This is a genomic window from Scytonema hofmannii PCC 7110, from assembly GCF_000346485.2.
Lineage (GTDB): Bacteria > Cyanobacteriota > Cyanobacteriia > Cyanobacteriales > Nostocaceae > Scytonema > Scytonema hofmannii.
In genome coordinates, this window is record NZ_KQ976354.1 from 4,244,965 (window position 1) to 4,263,607 (window position 18,643).

The window sequence follows — 18,643 nt, forward strand, 5'->3', positions numbered from 1 at the left end:
ATTTTAAGTAGGTTGAATTAACTGGTCACTGGTCACTGGTCACTGGTCACTGGTCACTGGTCACTGGTCACTGTTAATTTCCAATCGGGCAGAAAGATGGTAAAAACACCTCTCCCGTTTCTATCGAAAGAAAGCCCCGATTTATTCCTGCTCCATACAGTCCAGTGAGATTGTCTTCAATCCAACAGGCAGTTTCAGGATAACCTAAGTCAATTGCCCGTTGCAAAGTTGCCACCCAACTGACTAGTCTAGTAGGATCGTCAGTATGAATAGCGTAGAGTCCTATCCATACACTTTGCGGTACTGAAACGGGACTGGTGGCGAAAGCTAACTTATCTTCAGCGTCTTGTGGCTGCACGATTCGATTATTTATCACCACAATTTGTCCGCGATCTGATGGGGTTTCTCCTGAATACGTGACAGTTCCATTCAGTTGATAGTCCCAGCCAACAAAGAAATGAACAATTAGGTATTGCAACCACTCAACGTAGCGATAAAACTTCTCGTGACCGTTCCACTCCACACCACGTCCATCAGAAGTGGGTTGCCATTGGCAGTAAAGTCCAGGTTGTCCTTTGGGAGGACGGTTTTCGTCAATAACTGAGGCGGCTGCTTGTGGATGCAACTCGTTGATGAAATAGCCGCCTTCTTCGCCCAATGGCAGACCAACTGCGTCTCGACCGGGATCGGGAATTGTGGTTAAGATGGAGTGCGATCGCTTGACTCGTCGGGTACGAGCAAAGTCTAAAAGGTACAGTGCTTGAGAGTCGAACAAGGGACGGTCAAGCTGGAATTTGCCTGCGAATTCAGTTGTGTATCCCATAAGTTTTAACTAACAAGTTCGTTTATAAGAGCTAGGTTTTACCACCATCCGCATTCCTGCTGGTGCTGCCATAGTCATACCACGGCGTACAGGATGCTGGGGACGCTTGTTCATTGGGGATAGATGAAAGCGCAACAGAACTGTTGCCAAGACAAGTTTCATTTCATACTGGGCAAATGCCAGACCAATACAGCGACGATTTCCACCCCCAAAAGGCAAATACTCGTATGGGGAAAATTGCTTCTCCAAAAAGCGTTCTGGTCTAAATTGCTTTGGTTGTGGGTAAACTTCTTCCCGATGTTGAGCCACACCACGAGCTAGAAGCTCGTGGATTCTGGCTAGGAATTGGAATTAACTTTTCGCCCGGACTCCGCAGAGACGGCTATCTGGTCAATTTTTCCTACCTTGTTGGAGAACTGCTCTAGGGCAATCAACCCACTTTCGGACGAGCCTACTGGTTCGCAGTTTAAAGACTCCCGCGGTAGGGTCGAGGCGTGCATTACTGCATCACCCCTCCCATCCGAAACCGTGCGTGCGATTTTCACCGCACACGGCTACTCAGTGTGTTATCCTTTTGTCACGTCAGACTTCCTAACCTTTTGCCTGATGAAATTTGGAATATCATTCATCCAATTCCATTCAAATTTCTCCCAGAATTGAGATAGTTTTTTCAGGAATTTTAATTGATTTCTCTTCCGAATTTCTTTTAGGTCAAGTGCGGTTTTTTCGTCATGGCAATGCCGATGTAATAACTGAAGATTTTTGTATTCATCCTTACCGCCTAGAGCTTTGGGGATTTTGTGGTCTTCTTCGATTACATCCCAACTAAGTAAGCTTAATCCACACCAGGGACATATACCCTTTTGCTGCTTTAGCAGCTTAGCCTTACGATTAGGCATTTCAGGATGTATTCCTAGTCTTGAACTCCAATAAACTGTGTCGCCATCGTAAGGGCTTTTATCGCCTTTAACTTTTACATAGTCAGTGCTACTACAGCTTACATCACTATGGTTAAGTAACCGAAGGGGGTTCGCTTTTCCTTCTCTGGTTGCGAATACCCAGTTATCGCCGTCCATGGAAATCCAATATTTGATGTGACCATCATTTATATTCCCACAGCGTCGTTTTGCCCATCGTCGAAGTTTCAGGTATATGAGGTAGTCTTGTTTTGACAGTTCTCCAACGGTTTGTGCGTCAGAGTTTGAGTAAAAAGAAGACCATCCCCTGATGACAGGATTTAGGTCTTTTATTAGTCCTGACTGAGACTTAGACCTATGTTTCTTGATGATTCTTCCGACTTCCTCTTGGTGAGCCTTACTCGCCTTCGCGGATGGGGTGATGAGGGTTTTGAAACCTAGTTTATTGCCGTGAGTATCTTTGTTACTGCGATATTTTCCGGCTGGATGTTGCTGAATATGATGACCTAGGAAGTCAAATCCTGCTTTACCATCTTCACTTAATTCATATTTAAGTGTGTGGGTTAATCGGGTTTTTTCAGGTTTCAATTCAAGTCCTATGTTAGCCAACCATTCCGAGATAATCTCTCGACATCTTTGGACAACGGTTTTATTTTCGTGGAATACCACAAAATCGTCCGCATATCGGATAATATTGGGACTTAGGAAATGAGTTCCTTTTTTGTGGAACCAGGTTTCTCTTCCTTTGTGACCCATTTCAGGAAACTCTTGTTTTATCCGTGTTTCCATACCGTGGAGGGCTATATTCGCAAGTAAGGGTGAGATGACCCCACCCTGTGGCGTACCCTCAGATGTAACAGTAAATGCTCCAGAATCAATTACCCCAGATTTGAGCCAAGCTTTTATTTGTTGCCTGACAATTCCTTTGATGTTAATCTTTTGGAGCAGTGCTTCATGGTTGATGCGGTCAAAACATTTTGCAATATCCGCGTCTAACACGAATTTTGCTTTGCTTTGAATGCAGTTTTTTATCTGCTTTATCGCATCGTGGCATGACCTTCCTGGTCTAAAACCATAGGAATTTGGTTCAAAGACCGCTTCCCATTCTGGTTCGAGTGCAGCTTTTACTACAGCTTGTAATGCGCGGTCATACATAGTGGGAATTCCTAGTGGGCGCTTTTCGTCTTTTCCTGGCTTGGGAATCCAAACCCGGCGAGTGGGTTTGGATTTGCCAGTGATTCTTAGTTGCCCTACCAGTTCAAGACGTTCTACTGGGGATAGTGATTTTATACCATCCACACCTGCCGTCTTTTTTCCTTGGTTATCTTGTGTGACCCGACGTATCGCTAACACTTTATTAGACCAAGACCTCATCAGCGTCTTCTGGAGTTTGCGGACTCGCTTGACATCACCACGGCGGGAAGCAGCATAGATGCGTTTTTGCAACTTAAACACACGTTTTTCCGCTTTGCGCCAGTTTATATCTTTCCAATTGGAAATTTCAAAACCTTTACAAACGGGTATATCGTTGTCCCATACCAACCTGAACTGTTGTTCGGCTTTAGTCATATCAATTGCTACTGTTACCTCTAGCTTTCCCACACTGCGGTTCACGTCTGCTTATCCTGGTAATTACACCATCCCTTTTCAGGCATTACCCGTTATTTTGGGTTAGGCATTTTGCTTCTTGAACCATCCCACCCCATTGTTGCTTATGGCTTGACTGCCTACTTGTTACCTACTTCAAGAGCATCCCATTGGGGTTATTTCGTTCCTACTATCCTTTGTTTGAGTTGTTAGGGCGTGTCTGTCCACCGGGGGTCTAAGAAGTGCGCTATCTCGGTGCATGAAACCTGATAGTCTTTTTACCCTTGTTGGCTATTTCCAACCCAAGAGGTAGGATGATTCCTACAAGCTTATATCCCTTGGCTATCGGTAACGATGGTTAAACGACACTTCGTTTGTTCTACCCATAAACTCTTGCTTGCAGTAGGTGCTTTCAGCTATTACCACCTATTCCTGCTTTCACCCCCGCTTTATACCTTTGATGGTCAGTCTCAGATATAGGGGCTACCCGTTTATGGTAGTTTGTGTGCTTTCAATTCCGCACTGGAACGGTAGGGCTTGGTGTATTTGGGATTGGGTTATAATTAGAGTTGGTACTTTAACTTTCCCCGATTTTCCTCTAGCTGTCTATGCAATTGCTCGGCTAGATGTCCTCACCTACAAGGATAGTAAGTTGTCATTGGTTGAGGATGAAAGTGCGAACTCTACCCAGTGTTGGGTTACTCAACCAAAGCCAGTTTTTCTTAAGTAATTATACTTATTTCAACTGAACGAATCGCACCATGCCTCCAATAGGAGCGACTCCGCCCCACGATACCCTGAACAGGCATCTTGCAATGACAGTATATCGTCTTGATTAACATATCTACTCAAGTAGGCACTCATGAGATCGCGATGCATTTTAATACCCGTTGCATCATGATGAACTCGTTCAGACAGAGATTTCTTGGTACGACTACCGTCCAAATGAGTTTGAGATAACGCTGTTTTTTGAGTAGAAAAAGTGATGAATTGACCGCCAGCACTTTCAGCCTTGCGTTGCAATTCAGATTGTACAAATCCTGGAGACTTGGCAGCTATGGCTTTACCGTAACGTCGCGCCCAGCCTTTGACGGATACTTTTTCAGTCTTAATTACGTTACCATGTCGCAAGATTTCATTAACTATCTTGCGGTTTTGGCTTTTGGCATATGCTGCTTTTTTTCGTTGTAGTTCTCGTTTCTTTTGAGCCGCTTTTTTATAATTTTTAGAACGCTGCCATGGACGCTTACCTTTTTTGACCTGACCTTTTTTCTTAACAGTACGATGCCCTTTCTTAATTTCAAAATCAGTCTCGAAGTTGTCTGGATTATTGAACCGTTGAGAACGCTGCATCTTTCTTTGCAGTGCAGTAATCTCTTTCTCGTAAGTTGGGACTTTTTCTGCAAATGGTAATAATCCTGCTTTCTTGTCTCCAACGAAGGCAATGTTGGATATGTTTAGATCAAGTCCAATCAACCCATTTAACACATAATTCTTTTCTTTTTGGTAAGGCAATCCTTCATTGATAAGTTGTGCGTACCAACGACGTTTACCGTTTAATTCCCTCCATAATATCCGAACATACTTCACTGAAGATTGCAGCCCGTGCATAATTACAGGGTTGTTTTCATCAATAATTGGGCGTAGTTTAAGACTACCCCAAACTAATTGCTCCCGACTCCAGCGTAGTCCTTGTTTATTGGTTTTCCCTTCGACAGAATGGAAACGACTTGATACTTTGAATCGAACTTTTTTTGCTCGTCCAAATATAACTCGTTCAGACGCTTTAAATGCTCTTTTAGCAATCGTCTGTTGAGTATTAGAATCAATTTTGTCAGCAATCCATTGAGATGAATTGGCGACAATTGTTGCATAAGCTTGAAGATCGTAATCAGAATATCTGTAAGCAGAGCGTGCTGCACTAAACGCTTCAGTTCTTTCTTTTTTTTGAGATTTGGGAATTTTTTTAGCCGTCTTAAATGCCTCAGAATTACGCACTAACTCCATCCTGACCATCGCTTCATTCAGACAAGCATTGTATAGTTGTCTGGATGCTTCAAATTTAGACAACAACTCTTTTTCTTGAGCACTGTCTACTATTAATGGAATCTCTGTAATGAAAGATGGAGTCTTTTTCCGAGCCATTTACAATCACCCCCTTGTTTGGTTATCTCCTACAATGCTAACATAAATGTGAAACCAATGGAGGACATAGATGAAAAATAAAAGATTAAATTGCAGAATAACTGATAAAAGGTACTATAAATTAATCTTATTGTCTACAGAACTAGATAGAACCATAAGTAGCATGGTTGATGAATGGATAGATTCATTGCCAGAACCAAAAACAAAATATCACGCCTAATAAATTAGGTCGTGTCAGCATTCCGCCCCGATATAAATAACGCATGAGTATCAATTCATTTAATTTCTTGATACTCATGCTTCGGGGGTGGAATTAGGCAAGAAAAATGAGGCAGCCTTCATAGGTCGTACAATCCCTAATGCAGATGGAAAAGTTGTTTTCAAGGCTGCCCCATTTTTTGTAGCTTGGTCTCCCGGCTACCTGCTTCCCGTGCTATTAAGGTGTCGGTTTCCGGCCCGCCTGCATTGGCGAACCCGAAGGGCTTCCTCCCACACCGTCCATGACAATTGAGTTTCTACGCCACACTCCGATCGCCGTGTAGGGGAGGAGTTAAAAGTTGGCGTTGGCGCTGATGCCGTTCTCCATCTAGTAAGAGTAAGGAGTTGGTTCCAAACAAAAAAGTTAAACCCCTGTTTGTTCTACCTGCATCCAAACAACTAGCATCTGCTGTAAAAATCTGTTGCAGTGCTTGAGGGTGGGTGAAATATACGTTCTTGAGTGCCTTTTTTGCCCCAAACTGTGATGCTATCACCATAGTTTTTCGTTAATCCTTCTACATATTCCAGTGGCTGAAAGATAAATTGCATTAACCTCACAAACAGAGGCATTTTCGGTCCATCTGGCAAATTGTATATTTCTTGCATAGGTACATTGTGGAATCGAGCGCTTCTTAATTCTACCTTTTGTATGAAAAAAGGGTTGGCAGCAGCAGTGTAAAGTAAAAATAATCGCCACACTAACAATAACAGGTTAGGATTTAAGAATGGTGGATAAGCCTCCATTGGGTTCAGAATTCCGCTATGCAGCTTAGAAATTTAAAGGGTTATAGGGTAAATTAATGATGCAGGAAAGTATTTCTGATTTACAACAAGAAGCACAAAAATTTTCACCTCTAGAAGGTACGCCTACTATTGAAATTACTGCAACTACGGTTAATGCAAACTCCGAACAATCCCTAGTTCCTTTGGAATCTCCTGTAGATAAAAAATCTTTACAGTTGGAAGCTACAGTCAAAGAGTTAAGGGAAGCCTTAGATAAAGCAAGGCAAAATGAAGTCAGTTTTCAAGAAAAAATTATTGATTTGCAATCCGCTTTACTAAAACAGAAAGAATTATCGGAACACCTGAAATCGGAAGTCGAAGAAGCTAAAAATGCAGCGATTCATCTGGCACAAGCTAATTCTAAGCTAACTGAAGAAATCAGTGTTTTAAAACAAGAAAAGCCACCTGTTCAAGCATCAGCACAACCAGCAGCACGAGGAACTATCCAACAATCGGTAAAATCAGAACAAGGCACTATTCAACCATCGCCAAAACCGGATAAAGGAATTATCCAACCATCAATTAAATATAGAAAATCATATACAATTCCAAAATTGCCCGATCGGCCAAAAGATGAGTCTGTTGAAAATACTAATTCTCAAATGTGGTTGCTGGACTAGTACTTCATGGGTCAGATCCCTGACTTCTTAAAAAAGTCGGGGATCTAGCGAAATTCTAGAATATTTTGAGCTACGATCTGCGGTTGTTCTACATGAGGAACATGACCGCAATCTTCGATCCAGATCAGTTTGCTGTTGGGAATTGCTAGCTTAAATCTTTTAGCATCTCTAGTCCCTAAAATTTTGTCGGAATCTCCCCACAAAATGAGAGTTGGTTGCGCGATTTGTGATAGGGTTTTAAATCTAAATGCACTGTATCCACCACTTTTAGTAAAAGCAATCAAAGCTTTGTTCCAATCAGAGCATTCTAGGTGAAGTGATGCACATAGTTGGGAATCTAATGTTGCTAACTTTTTATTTTTGTAGGCAGTACGAGTTATACTTTGTCTCACTTTTGGATTGCGTAAAAACTCTGTTGCTAAATAGTCTAATGGTGGAAACATCAATTTGCCGATCGGCGGACTACCTACCAAACCCGTACTATCGATTAACACGAGCTTTTGAACCGCTTCGGGGTAGCTGAGGGTGAAATCAATGGCTGCTGCGCCCCCCATGGAAGCACCTACTAAGATAACAGGTTGGTTAATGAGGGTTTTCCAGAAATAATAGAGATGGGTTTTAATAGCACTAGGACTAAACTTTATTCCTGCGGGTCTGTTTGTAAACCCAAATCCCAACAAATCTACTGCCCATGTCTCATTTTGCCATGCCAGTAGGGGGATGAGATGGCGGAATTCAAATACGGAACCATCAAAGCCGTGAATCAAGAGCAAAGGTATCCCTCCACTACCTTGCTGTACGTAGGTAGTGGCTATTGGTTGTGTGGTTAAGGGAGTTGCGATCGCAATCTGCTTGATGCTTTGAGCTAGAGCAATTGACGCAGGTTCTGTCAGTTGGCTAACGGTTGTAGGTAGAAAATTGGGAAACATAAATTTTATTTTACCATACACATACTTAGGCTGAAAATGGTCACTGGTCACTGGTCACTGGTCACTGTTTTCGGTCGATCAATGTTGCGCTAGCTTGGTCAACTGGCATCAAAATGACTTCATTAATATTGACATGGGCTGGTCGAGTCACGCAGAAAAGTATGACATCAGCAACATCATCTGGAGTTAGGGGAGTGACTCCTTGGTAAACCTTTTTGGCGCGTTCGGTGTCGCCGTGAAATCGGACTTCGCTAAATTCTGTTTCTACCATCCCAGGATCGACAGAAGTTACACGGATAGATGTACCCAACAGATCTTGTTTTAAACCTTCAGTAATTGCTTTAACAGCAGCTTTCGTTCCACAGTAGACATTTCCGTTGGGATAGGTTTGATGTCCGGCGATAGAACCAATGTTGACCACATGACCGCGATCGCGACTCACCATTCCGGGAACAACAAAACGAGTTAAGTAGAGCAATCCTTTAATATTGGTATCAATCATTTCCTCCCAATCCTGAATATTGGCTTCATGGAACTTCTCTAAACCACGGCTCAGACCGGCATTATTGATTAATATATCGATATCAGACCACGGTGGAGGTAATTCGGAAATAACAGACTCTACTACCGCGAGATCGCGTACATCTAATTGTAAAGAATATATTTCAGTAGCAAAGTTTTTGTTGAGTTCTTCTACTAACTGCTGCAAGCGATCGAACCTTCGTGCAGCTAAAATAAGTTTTGCACCTGCACCTGCAAAGAATTTGGCGCAAGCAGCCCCTATGCCACTGCTTGCACCAGTAATTAAAACGATCTGATTTTCAAGAGAAAGCATTTTTATTTATTCGTTATTGGTCACTGGTCACTGGTCACTTGTTTAAGATAACCAATGACCAAGGACAAATGACCAATGACACAACTATTGTTTCACGACTTGAAGCCGTTGAGTAATCATTGTCGTTCCTTCTCCGCGCATGACAACAGCAGAAATCCATTGGCTACCAGGAACTGTTGGTGCGCGTCCAATTTTAAAAATTCCGCCAGAAGAAAGTAATTCCAAGTCTACTTGTGTAGGAGTTAGGTACTTCTCTGGCTTGATGGATTCTTCTAGCGCCGCCCCTAAAAGATAATCATCGCCAAGAGGTTCTTGAACAATTGCGTCTAGGTTATACTGCTGACCAACTTTGACTTGTTGGGGTAGCTTCAACTCAACTTGAGGTGGTTTGGCTCCAGAGGTTAGCAAAGTGCGCTCAGATAAGATGTCCTGACGCATAATTTTGCCACCTGTAATGCGCTGGCGCGATCTAATTGTAGCTTTGAGAGCCATGTTATTACTGCTAGCGGAGGGAATTCCAGTAATATTGGTTACTGTTTCAGCAACGATCGCATTGCCCTCTGGTTTCCACGATTGCAGCTGAGTGGTATATTTCAATTTTGGGTATCGCTGCCAAAGGCTCGTAAGAGCTTTTTCCATGCTTGGACGGGTTAAGCCATCACTGTGAGTGAAATTAGGGCTGTAGAACTGAACAACTCCTTTGACATCACCTCGGCTGGCTGCAGTATCGACTTGTGTCAGTAAGCTTTGGAGTTCGGCTGGTGCATTTTGGACTGTACTGGCTTGAGCGCATTTCAAACTGGTGAGTAAACCCAATGCCAGTAGGGAAATAGCTAGCAGGCGGCTGGGTTGGCGGTTGAGTAGAAAGGGAATCGGGTTACGCATTGGTGATAGGTTCGACAATTTATCTACAGTAGGGGTAAACTAAATCTACTTAAAGCTATGCAATACGTAGAAATGTCATTAATTGCTGGTATCATCCAAACTGGTTACTGCCATGAGAGCGTTGTCGTTTAATTGGTTTAAACTTCCAGCCATTGGAGAGTGACCTAACTCGCTACCCCTGAGAGTGATACTTTTCCTCAAGTTTGAGTGCTTTCGCTTTAAATTTAGGTTTAAGCCACCCAAGATTTAATGCATCAGTCACTGACTTCCCAATAGAAGCTAAGTATCCCACAGTCCGAGTTAATAACTCAGATTCAACATGACTCGATTTCATATATCTAGTGATGTTGTTGTCTGTGGCTCGAACGCACAAATTTAATGCCGCGTTCAAATCGGCTTGGATTACATCCCCCGTAAAACGAGTAAAACGATCCCCTGAACGTGAACCTAATAGCGTTCCAGTCACAGAATCTGTTTGCGATGTATAAGCAGGATTCACTACCGATATTGTCGATCCTGTCTCCACAGAGATTTTCTCCAATGAAGCCTGTAATTCCCCTTTCATCCAAGAGTTCAGCTTGCGATTGATGTGTTTTGCTTGGGCTTTCCCTTTGATTGGTTGGGTGAGATCCTCGCAAATGATATCGACGGGCGTTGTGATATTTCGTCGTAAATCAGAGCGAATAAAATTTTTAATGGTTTCTTTCTCGCGTTTTAATTTCCGAGACTTTACTTTGTAACCTAAATTATTTTTGAGAATACGGTCAGCTTTTTGTGGAGCGTGTGATGCAATGCTTTCCCCAAAAGCTCTAATTCGATAACGATTGCGATTGGTCTTGGCAATGCGCTCGGTCTTTTCGGTCATCAATTTACCAAGACCTGGTGCAATCGTTTTGCCCAATGATGTATAAAATCCTTCTGTGTAACCTTTGTCAATTCCCAATTTTTGAGTAGGTTTGCCGGAAGGTAGAATTAGCCAGAGCGATCTGGTACAATGTACCTCAAGTAATCGAAATTCATTACGAATGACTCGAATCTGACCCTTAATAATGTGACGGCATCTTAGTTTTAAGATTATTCTTTTACCACGCTCCAGTCCTTGGATTTGCAACTCAACGGCATGACGATTAATCCGGTGACAGCTATAACCTAGATTTTGATACACTATTTGATTCCTGACGAATGTGTGTCCTCGTTGATATTGAGCGCGGAATTTACGATGAAGCCAATTGTCTTGAGTTGGATCTGTGTTTAATAACTCAAATAATCTATTTCGATCTATTTCAACTGAACAAGGTGGAAATAATTCCAAGGCTTTCTGCTTGAGTGCTTTCAGTTCATCTCCCTTTTTCTTATCTTTATTCTCTTCTACCCACTTCAATCGTTGTCGAGTATTGCTAGTTATGGGGTATTTGCGCCATATTTCCCGTATCAGAAAAACTTTAGCTGCTGACTGTTGTGCAGAAATTGCTTTCATGGTGTCATTAACTGACCATTCCCATAATTTACTGGGTAGATTAACCTGTTCTGGTTTAATTATTGTTCTGATAATAGAATCTGCTTTTTTCCAATCCAATCCCCATCCTTGTAAGGAACCGAGTTTGTTATAAGTCAGGGATCTAGGGATGCCACACAAATGCATAATTCGGTCTACTTGTAATTCGTCAGAGCAAAAAACGACAGGAACGACCTGAGTATAAGTGTATTCAGTTTGTCGTTGTTTTTTGCTCAAAGCCATTTGACATTTCCCTTTGATGACTGCTATGTGTTACTATATTAACATATACAATTAACGTCAATGCCTTTCCAGAAAAATAACAAACAAGGTTTTGTGTCAAATGCCCCACTTGACCGCTCTGCATTGCAAATTAACCTCAAGCCGGGACTCAGAGAAAGAATCATGGCAATTCCCGATTGGAGGATTAAGCTACGAGAAGAATTAGAAATCTGGTTATCCAAATGGGAAAGCCAAGATTAACCAGATTTGCAGAGATTTAAGGCTTACTGTTCAACCGCAAGGAAATTGTTTAATCTTAAGTTAATCTAGGTGCTTTTGGGGTAAAAAGGGTTAGATGGCACATACTCCTGTACGTTTATTAATAGCTGCTAGTGGAACTGGCGGACACTTGTTTCCCGCAATTGCCCTTGCCGAACACTTGAGCGATTATCAAATAGAATGGCTTGGTGTTCCGAATCGGTTAGAAACACAGTTAGTTCCCAAACAGTATCCCTTGAATACTATTTCAGTAGAAGGATTTCAGCAAGGTTTTGGGCTTGCCTCACTCAAGGTATTAGGCAAACTTATCGGTTCGGTTTTACAAGTTAGGAAAATCTTAAAACAGGGGAACTTTCAGGGAGTTTTGACGACAGGCGGTTACATTGCCGGACCGGCTGCGATCGCTGCACGTTCTTTAGGTTTGCCTGTTATTTTTCATGAGTCCAACGCCTTACCTGGTAAAGTGACTCGCTTTTTTGGACCTTGGTGTAATGCGGTAGCAGTGGGGTTTGAAGTGGCGAGTCAGTACTTATCTCGCGCTAAAACTGTTTATACGGGAACTCCCGTGCGCTCCGAATTTTTAGATAAAACAACTGCTGCGTCGCTGGATTTATCGATTCCAGAAGGAGTCCCTTTAATTGTTGTTTTTGGTGGTAGCCAGGGTGCTGTCGCTATTAATAAACTGGTGCGCCAGTCAGCCAATGCTTGGTTTGATGCAGGTGCTTGGATTGTCCATTTAACTGGTGACAAAGATCCAGAAGCAGAAAGTTTAAAGCATCCGCAGTATATTTGTTTACCATTTTATAATAATATGGCTGCGTTGTTGCGAAGGGCAAGCTTAGCAATCACTCGCTCTGGTGCTGGAAGTCTGACAGAAATGGCAGTTTGCGGTACACCTGCGATTTTGATTCCTTATCCTTTTGCAGCAGAAGACCATCAAACGTATAATGCGGAAGTTTTTACCTCAGTTGGTGCAGCAATTATGTTTAAACAGTCAGATTTAACGGCTGAGGGTTTGCGTTCCAAAGTTTTAGATCTGTTGCAGAATCCAGAAGAATTACAAAAGATGGGGGAAGCCGCAAAAGCGATCGCTGTTCCCGATAGTGCGGACAGGTTGGCTCAGTTAGTTCGTGATGTTGTGGAAAAGAAGTGAAAACAAGCTATTAGGTGGAGTTTATGACTACACTTATGTCTTGAAATATTTTCATCCTCCGTCAATATCTTGTAAAAAATTGCCCAAATAAATCCCGCTCTCGTAAAGAAAAGCGGGGTATAAATCGTTTAATTATCCGAAATACCAACCTTACTTTGATTTGTAAAAATTTGAGTGAACAGTACTTATGCACCCAAGCTTAAGCTAAGCTTAATTTTCTTGCAAGATCCTCAGTCACATATTTCTCAAGATCAAAAACTGTCTTACTCGCAGTATCCAATACAAAACCAGTAGAACCGAAACTAACGCCGAAAACATCTAAGGGAAGACCAGCGATTCCACCCTTTGTTGTATCAATCTCAGCATTTGTCAACTCTTGGATAGAACCAGTATCAACAGTATGCAATTGAGAAATTGTAATCTTAGCCATGTTAAATGTACTCCAAGTTTTGATGATGTATCTGGGATTTCATTTTTGTTTGCTCCCATTGCTCTAAACTGTTAATGACTTTCTGATTCCGGAGCTTTCAACATTACATAATAGAAAAAAGTTCTGTAGTTATCCCCTAGAGAATAAGACATAAGTAGGTGGGCGGGAAAAACCTAACTATGTTAACATAAGTGATTACGAGAATAAATCCACTTAAGTAACAAATGATATGGGTGCTCGTTGAAGGATATTCCTAACGCGTGAGCAAGACCGAACCCTGTTACCTAAGAACTGCGGATGTACCACAGAAAGTCAAAGACCGAGCAGAGGTAATCAGATTAAACGCATGGTTAGTACGCCCTTGAAAATAGCTGCTCACTTTGCTATCTAAGACTGAGAAGGGAGTAGTATTATAAAATTGAAAGCCTTGGTCTTAAGTTAGATTGTTACGATGTCTCAGAAAAACTCTATCAATCCTTGGAAATACAAACCTTGGTGGTGTCAACCATGGTCTATTCTTCTGACAGGTGTGACTGTAATTGGTGGGATTTGGGTATTATTTAGAACTATCTGGTTCACTCTTCTTGTCAGTATACCCATCATTGTATGGATGGGATTTTTTTTGCTGATTTGGCCTCAATTAATGATTCGTAGCGGGATTTTGGAGTCACACCAAGAATAGCTGCGATCAGAATCTTGAACTATTGCCATGATTGATAAGTTGAGATTGAGAGGTTGTTCGCGGCGGTGAAGCGGAACGTTATGCGGCTAAATTGCTGTCACTACAGATCATCTTCGAGATAATTAGGTAATTCAAAACAGCGGGCATAGTTAAAGATTAAAGCTGTTTCGATGCGGGTCACTTCTGGTCTATTTGTAAACGTATCAAGAGCTAGATCTCTGAGATGTTGCGTGTCTCGAACAGCAACGTGCACTAGAAAATCGTATCGTCCAGCAATCAGATAAATTGCAATCACCTCTGGAATCTGCAAAACTTCAGCCTGAAAAGTTTCAACTACCTCTCGTCGGTGTTTGGTTAATTCAATAAAATAGATCGCTTGCAACCCAATACCTAATGCTTGAGTTTCCACATCTGCATGGATCCCCTTGATAACCCCATCTTGAGAGAGCCGTCGCATTCGCTCAAGACAAGTAGATGGAGCTAACTCCACCTGTGTTGCTAGTTCTTTGTTGGAAAGCCGTCCATTATTCTGTAACAACTGCAATAATTTGCGATCAATTCGGTCTAAGTTGCTCATATCTCTAAAGTTCCAAATATAATTCGGTTTTGTGAGTTTTAGAAAAAATAATGTTATCTAAATAATAGACTTTTAAAAAGTATAGAGGATTTTGAGAGGGATAAAACGATGCTACTTCGACAAGATAGGTTATCCATTCTTGGTAATGTTGAGTTGAGCAGCTTTCAAGATTCTGGATTCCTCGTGATTGAAAACTTGTTGGAATCCACTATGGTAAAAGCACTCCGCGATCGCTTCGAGCCATTGTTTCGTGGAGAATTTGAAACAGGAGTTTATCCAGATGAATGGTATTGGCGAGAGGGAATGAGCTTACCAGATATTACTCGACACATGGCGAACGCTTGGAAAAGCGACCTCACAATCGCAAAATTAGTACTTTCAGCAGATATTGCTCGTGCAGCCGCTTTACTCATGAGTTGGAACGGAGCTAGGTTGGGACAAGACACGATTTGGATGAAGCCTCCACAAACAAAAGCGATAGCAATGCATCAAGATAGCTCCTACATGGATTTTCTTGTTCCTTCAGAAACAATTACCTGTTGGATTACGTTGGATGACACTCAGGCAAACGCAGGCACAATTGAATATGTTCCAGGCTCACATAATTGGAAACTAACTGCAAGACCACTAGACTTTCATACGCCAAAGGGTGGTTACCAAGCCAAGATGCTTGCTGCAGCTGCTTTGGCAGGTATTGAAAATCCTCAAATAATTCCTATCGAAGTGCCAGCAGGTAGTTGTGTATTTCATCATGGTCATATTTGGCACGGCTCTGGTGCCAACACAACAGAACATATCATCCGCCGCAGTATTGGTATTCATCTTCTACGATCTGATGTCCGTTTCCATACTTCTGGTGGAGGTTATATATATGGTCGCTATCAACGAGTAGGAGACACTTCGCTAGATGAGAGTTTTTTTCCAGTACTGTGGGTACGAAATGGCTATCGCACACCGTACCTTGACCATTATTGTCGCTTGGGGTTATAAACTGTAAATTGAAACCGATACACCTTTACCCAAAGCTTGACTTTTTAGGGATATTGAGGTATTATTTTCAGGCGCTTGATTAGTGCGGGATGCAAAAGCTTACTTGGCGTGAGAACCTTGAAACACTTAGCACAAACTAATTGTTAAAAACTGAATACATTTTTAAGTCTCGTACTGAATTAATTTCAGTATCTCTAACTGGGGATTAGTGGTCAAGGAACCTAAGCCATGGGGCAAGGGAACCAAGCCAAATGGCACTTCTAGTTGAGCGAACTTATACCGTAGAGTTGGGTTTGTACAGATTTATCTACTTGTGGGTAGCTTTGTCCAAACTTTTAGAAGCGGTTTAAATTCTAAATCGCGGATACAGTAGTTAAAATGGGACAAAAAACCCAGTTTCTCTCTGTTGGAAAGCTGAATATCTCGTATACGAGACTTGAAGAAACCGGGTTGTTCGGATTAATGAACTGGTGCTTTAGTAGATCGCATTAATTCACAACTTGACTCCCATGACTGCGGGGATCGTCTTGAGTGTTTGTTGGTGCGACTGGTGTGGAAAATTGGGAAACTTTGCCACTGGCTTGAGCGTATGGCAGAGGAGCACCCGCAACTAGAGCTTCTAGATTACTAGCCATAACGGTACGAGGTTGATCGCCAATAGCCTGTGTAATAGGTTCCCCATCTTTACTCAGATACACAAAGTGGGGGATACCGTCCACACGATACTTCAACATTTCTGGCAGCCACTTGGTATTATCTACATTCAGCATGACAAAATTAACTTTACCGACATACTGTTGTTCTAGTTGTGCAATGTCTGGTGCCATTTTTTGGCAGACAGTACACCAGTTCGCATAAAACTCTACGAATGAGGGCTTGTCGTTGGTTAACGCGACTTCCAATGGTGTAGATTGCTCGTCTAACTGAGTTAGGGAAGCAGAGGTTGTCTCTGTCCTCAGCCCCAAAACTAGAGCAACGCTAAGAGCGATCGCGACTATTGCAACTAAGAAGTTTCGCAAGCGTGGTCCGACAGGGAATTCGGATTTTTCTTTTGAGTTAGCAGGTGACTCCGTACTCATAACAGAATTATTAAAACTTATTAAGTGCTGGTATCTTCAGTTTAACTTGTTGTTTAGACGTTTAGTTTGTAAAAAGGCACCTCTAGAATAGAGTAAGTGCCATTATGTGTGGAAAAATTACTAGAAAAAAACGTGAAAAAACGAGTTACCCTGTCTTTTCCCAGACGTGTTGTTCAAATGCCAGTTACTTACCGATTGGCGCGAGACTTTAACGTAGCAGCAAATATCATCCGCGCTCAAGTGGCTCCAAATCAGATTGGTAAATTGGTGGTAGAACTGTCAGGCGATATTGATGAATTGGATGCAGCAATAGAGTGGATGCGATCGCAAAATATCAACGTTTCTCAGGCTCTAGGAGAAATCATTATTGATGAAGACTTGTGCGTTCATTGCGGTTTGTGTACGGGAGTCTGTCCGACAGAAGCCCTCAATCTAGATCCCCAAAGTTACAAGCTGACATTCACGCGATCGCGCTGTATTGTTTGCGAACAGTGTATTCCCACTTGTCCCGTACAGGCAATATCTACTAACCTGTAGTTTCTAACTTAAATACATCTGCCATCACACCCGTATCGCCCACCAGCCTTTTGTTACTAGGAGAGTCATAAACCACCAATAATGAAGGAACCCCGGTTATATCTTGATATGGAGTTATTCCTTCTGCATGGTCATCTTTGTTGCCATAAGGAATATCGAGTACAAGTTTTGGATAATGCAAGATATTTCCTTGTAAATTCCCATCATTTTTCAAACTATACACTTGTACGGGACCATCTAAATCCATAGTAGGTCCTGCTAAGAAGAGAAACTCTTGACCGTTGAAAAATACATCTCTTATTCCCAAACCATTTAAAGCAAGAAAATACTTTTTATACCTCTGACCTTCTTCTCCAATTTTTCCTAATTTCATCAGTCCGGGGCTGGAATCTTCTAATGCTATTTCTAGCATCATTGCCCAGCCCCGCAGTACAGGACCGCGTAAACCTAGAAAAATTCTGTTTTGATGAATGGTAATTCCTTCAATATCAAAGCCATTGTCTTTGCCTGGAATTTCCGCTTGCACAAAACATCCCAAATGGGGGTCATTTGCTAATGCCTCCATTAGCAAGTTACCTTTGTCAGTGACCTCTAACTTCGCTGCGGACAAAACTATATCAGAATTTGTAGGATGAGGACAAGATGAAAATAATTCTCCATTTATCAAGGGAATACGTCCTATGAAATACCTATTTGGTTCTGATTCAACTTTTGCCAGTCTTTTAATATTTTTTTCATCTGATTTATCAGGCTTGGAGTTCTTCCGTTTATAGCTGTGAGAACCAACAATCCATAAGTAATGCTCGTTGTGAGCAAGCCCTTCTATATCGATCTCTTCTTCTTCTGGTGCTGGTAGATTAATAAAATTTGCTACATGAAACTGCTTGTGTTCGGCAAATTGATGATTCTCGCTCAAAGAGAGACGCTCAATCGTTGAGGTTTCATCCGATCCCAGCCACAGATGTTTTTCTGTCGTAAATAGTACTGCGGAAAGATCGTCTCTGTGTGTTGTAAAGTTATCGGCAAATTTGAGTAAAACCTGATGTATTAAAGAAGATGTATTTGGCATTTTACATTAACTGAGTCAAAAATTAATTGCGATTGTCTGTTAGTTATATTACTATAATATCAGTATTTACCGTTAAATAGTTATTAAACCATAAATCACGTAAATGTGTAAATAATCTTAAGAATCTTTCATATGGTTGAGTACAACTTACAGACAAGGAGACTAAGCTAATATGACAATTTAAAATAATACAAAAAATCTCAAAGCAATATGTACATTTTTAACTAAATGATATTATTCAATAATTTCATATAAACAGATATTGCTATTGTAAGAGAATGATGTCTGAAAAGTTGTGGGCGAACATAATTCGCTACTATACAAACAAAGTCTGCCTGCCCGGACTCT

The 18,643-nt window shown here is 41.7% G+C and carries 19 protein-coding genes and 1 pseudogene; 7 read left to right on the top strand and 13 right to left on the bottom strand.

Features of this window, described 5'->3' with window-relative positions; translation table 11 throughout:
• Positions 1-73: 73 nt before the first annotated feature.
• The 3 genes and pseudogenes from WA1_RS17375 to ltrA form a co-directional block, all read right to left on the bottom strand.
• Positions 74-823, bottom strand: coding sequence for a hypothetical protein (locus tag WA1_RS17375; protein ID WP_017746201.1), 750 nt, complete (start codon positions 821-823; stop codon positions 74-76).
• Positions 824-832: 9 nt separating this feature from the next.
• Positions 833-1,132: pseudogene (locus WA1_RS17380) on the bottom strand (cytochrome P450); the annotation flags it as partial.
• A 257-nt stretch (positions 1,133-1,389) separates the two neighbouring features.
• Entirely contained in the window at positions 1,390-3,354 is a 1,965-nt protein-coding gene (gene ltrA / locus WA1_RS17385; RefSeq protein ID WP_272819163.1) for a group II intron reverse transcriptase/maturase, read from the bottom strand.
• A 466-nt stretch (positions 3,355-3,820) separates the two neighbouring features.
• On the opposite strand from ltrA, the gene WA1_RS17390 reads away from it, so the two are divergent.
• Positions 3,821-4,057, top strand: a complete 237-nt coding sequence (locus WA1_RS17390) for a hypothetical protein (protein WP_017746204.1) — start codon at positions 3,821-3,823, stop codon at positions 4,055-4,057.
• An 11-nt stretch (positions 4,058-4,068) separates the two neighbouring features.
• Here WA1_RS17390 and WA1_RS17395 read toward each other — a convergent pair whose 3' ends face one another.
• Both WA1_RS17395 and WA1_RS17400 read right to left on the bottom strand, forming a co-directional pair.
• The gene (locus WA1_RS17395; RefSeq protein ID WP_017746205.1) at positions 4,069-5,472 is read right to left on the bottom strand and encodes a hypothetical protein; all 1,404 of its coding nucleotides are present in this window, start codon (positions 5,470-5,472) and stop codon (positions 4,069-4,071) included.
• Positions 5,473-5,987: 515 nt separating this feature from the next.
• A complete protein-coding gene (locus WA1_RS17400) occupies positions 5,988-6,227 on the bottom strand; it encodes a hypothetical protein (RefSeq protein WP_017746206.1) in 240 nt (79 codons plus the stop codon).
• 303 nt (positions 6,228-6,530) lie between these two features.
• On the opposite strand from WA1_RS17400, the gene WA1_RS17405 reads away from it, so the two are divergent.
• Complete coding sequence (locus tag WA1_RS17405; RefSeq protein ID WP_148662708.1) at positions 6,531-7,133, top strand: hypothetical protein; 603 nt, start codon at positions 6,531-6,533, stop codon at positions 7,131-7,133.
• 44 nt (positions 7,134-7,177) lie between these two features.
• Here the strand turns inward: WA1_RS17405 and WA1_RS17410 are convergent, their stop codons facing one another.
• The 4 genes from WA1_RS17410 to WA1_RS17425 form a co-directional block, all read right to left on the bottom strand.
• Positions 7,178-8,062, bottom strand: a complete 885-nt coding sequence (locus tag WA1_RS17410) for an alpha/beta fold hydrolase (RefSeq protein WP_017746208.1) — start codon at positions 8,060-8,062, stop codon at positions 7,178-7,180.
• A gap of 61 nt (positions 8,063-8,123) precedes the next feature.
• Complete coding sequence (locus WA1_RS17415; RefSeq protein ID WP_017746209.1) at positions 8,124-8,897, bottom strand: SDR family oxidoreductase; 774 nt, start codon at positions 8,895-8,897, stop codon at positions 8,124-8,126.
• Positions 8,898-8,981: 84 nt separating this feature from the next.
• Complete coding sequence (locus WA1_RS17420; protein WP_017746210.1) at positions 8,982-9,782, bottom strand: Cif family virulence factor; 801 nt, start codon at positions 9,780-9,782, stop codon at positions 8,982-8,984.
• 172 nt (positions 9,783-9,954) lie between these two features.
• Complete coding sequence (locus WA1_RS17425; protein WP_017746211.1) at positions 9,955-11,520, bottom strand: zinc ribbon domain-containing protein; 1,566 nt, start codon at positions 11,518-11,520, stop codon at positions 9,955-9,957.
• A gap of 60 nt (positions 11,521-11,580) precedes the next feature.
• Here WA1_RS17425 and WA1_RS17430 point away from each other — a divergent pair, with 60 nt between their 5' ends.
• Both WA1_RS17430 and murG read left to right on the top strand, forming a co-directional pair.
• Positions 11,581-11,760, top strand: coding sequence for a hypothetical protein (locus tag WA1_RS17430; protein WP_017746212.1), 180 nt, complete (start codon positions 11,581-11,583; stop codon positions 11,758-11,760).
• 94 nt (positions 11,761-11,854) lie between these two features.
• The gene (murG, locus tag WA1_RS17435; protein ID WP_017746213.1) at positions 11,855-12,931 is read left to right on the top strand and encodes an undecaprenyldiphospho-muramoylpentapeptide beta-N-acetylglucosaminyltransferase; all 1,077 of its coding nucleotides are present in this window, start codon (positions 11,855-11,857) and stop codon (positions 12,929-12,931) included.
• 199 nt (positions 12,932-13,130) lie between these two features.
• Here murG and WA1_RS17440 read toward each other — a convergent pair whose 3' ends face one another.
• A complete protein-coding gene (locus WA1_RS17440; protein ID WP_017746214.1) occupies positions 13,131-13,361 on the bottom strand; it encodes a hypothetical protein in 231 nt (76 codons plus the stop codon).
• A gap of 451 nt (positions 13,362-13,812) precedes the next feature.
• On the opposite strand from WA1_RS17440, the gene WA1_RS17445 reads away from it, so the two are divergent.
• Complete coding sequence (locus WA1_RS17445; protein WP_017746215.1) at positions 13,813-14,043, top strand: DUF6737 family protein; 231 nt, start codon at positions 13,813-13,815, stop codon at positions 14,041-14,043.
• Between the two features lie 100 nt (positions 14,044-14,143).
• Here the strand turns inward: WA1_RS17445 and WA1_RS17450 are convergent, their stop codons facing one another.
• A complete protein-coding gene (locus WA1_RS17450; protein WP_017746216.1) occupies positions 14,144-14,620 on the bottom strand; it encodes an Lrp/AsnC family transcriptional regulator in 477 nt (158 codons plus the stop codon).
• A gap of 108 nt (positions 14,621-14,728) precedes the next feature.
• On the opposite strand from WA1_RS17450, the gene WA1_RS17455 reads away from it, so the two are divergent.
• On the top strand, positions 14,729-15,610 hold the full coding sequence (locus WA1_RS17455; protein ID WP_017746217.1) for a phytanoyl-CoA dioxygenase family protein: 882 nt from the start codon (positions 14,729-14,731) through the stop codon (positions 15,608-15,610).
• A gap of 488 nt (positions 15,611-16,098) precedes the next feature.
• Here WA1_RS17455 and WA1_RS17460 read toward each other — a convergent pair whose 3' ends face one another.
• Positions 16,099-16,689: a thioredoxin family protein gene (locus tag WA1_RS17460; RefSeq protein WP_017746218.1), complete on the bottom strand. Its 591-nt coding sequence runs from the start codon at positions 16,687-16,689 to the stop codon at positions 16,099-16,101.
• Between the two features lie 132 nt (positions 16,690-16,821).
• Here WA1_RS17460 and WA1_RS17465 point away from each other — a divergent pair, with 132 nt between their 5' ends.
• A complete protein-coding gene (locus WA1_RS17465; RefSeq protein ID WP_026134971.1) occupies positions 16,822-17,226 on the top strand; it encodes an NIL domain-containing protein in 405 nt (134 codons plus the stop codon).
• Here WA1_RS17465 and WA1_RS17470 read toward each other — a convergent pair.
• Entirely contained in the window at positions 17,216-18,295 is a 1,080-nt protein-coding gene (locus tag WA1_RS17470; protein ID WP_017746220.1) for a DUF3616 domain-containing protein, read from the bottom strand. The genes WA1_RS17465 and WA1_RS17470 overlap by 11 nt on opposite strands.
• Positions 18,296-18,643: the final 348 nt, after the last annotated feature.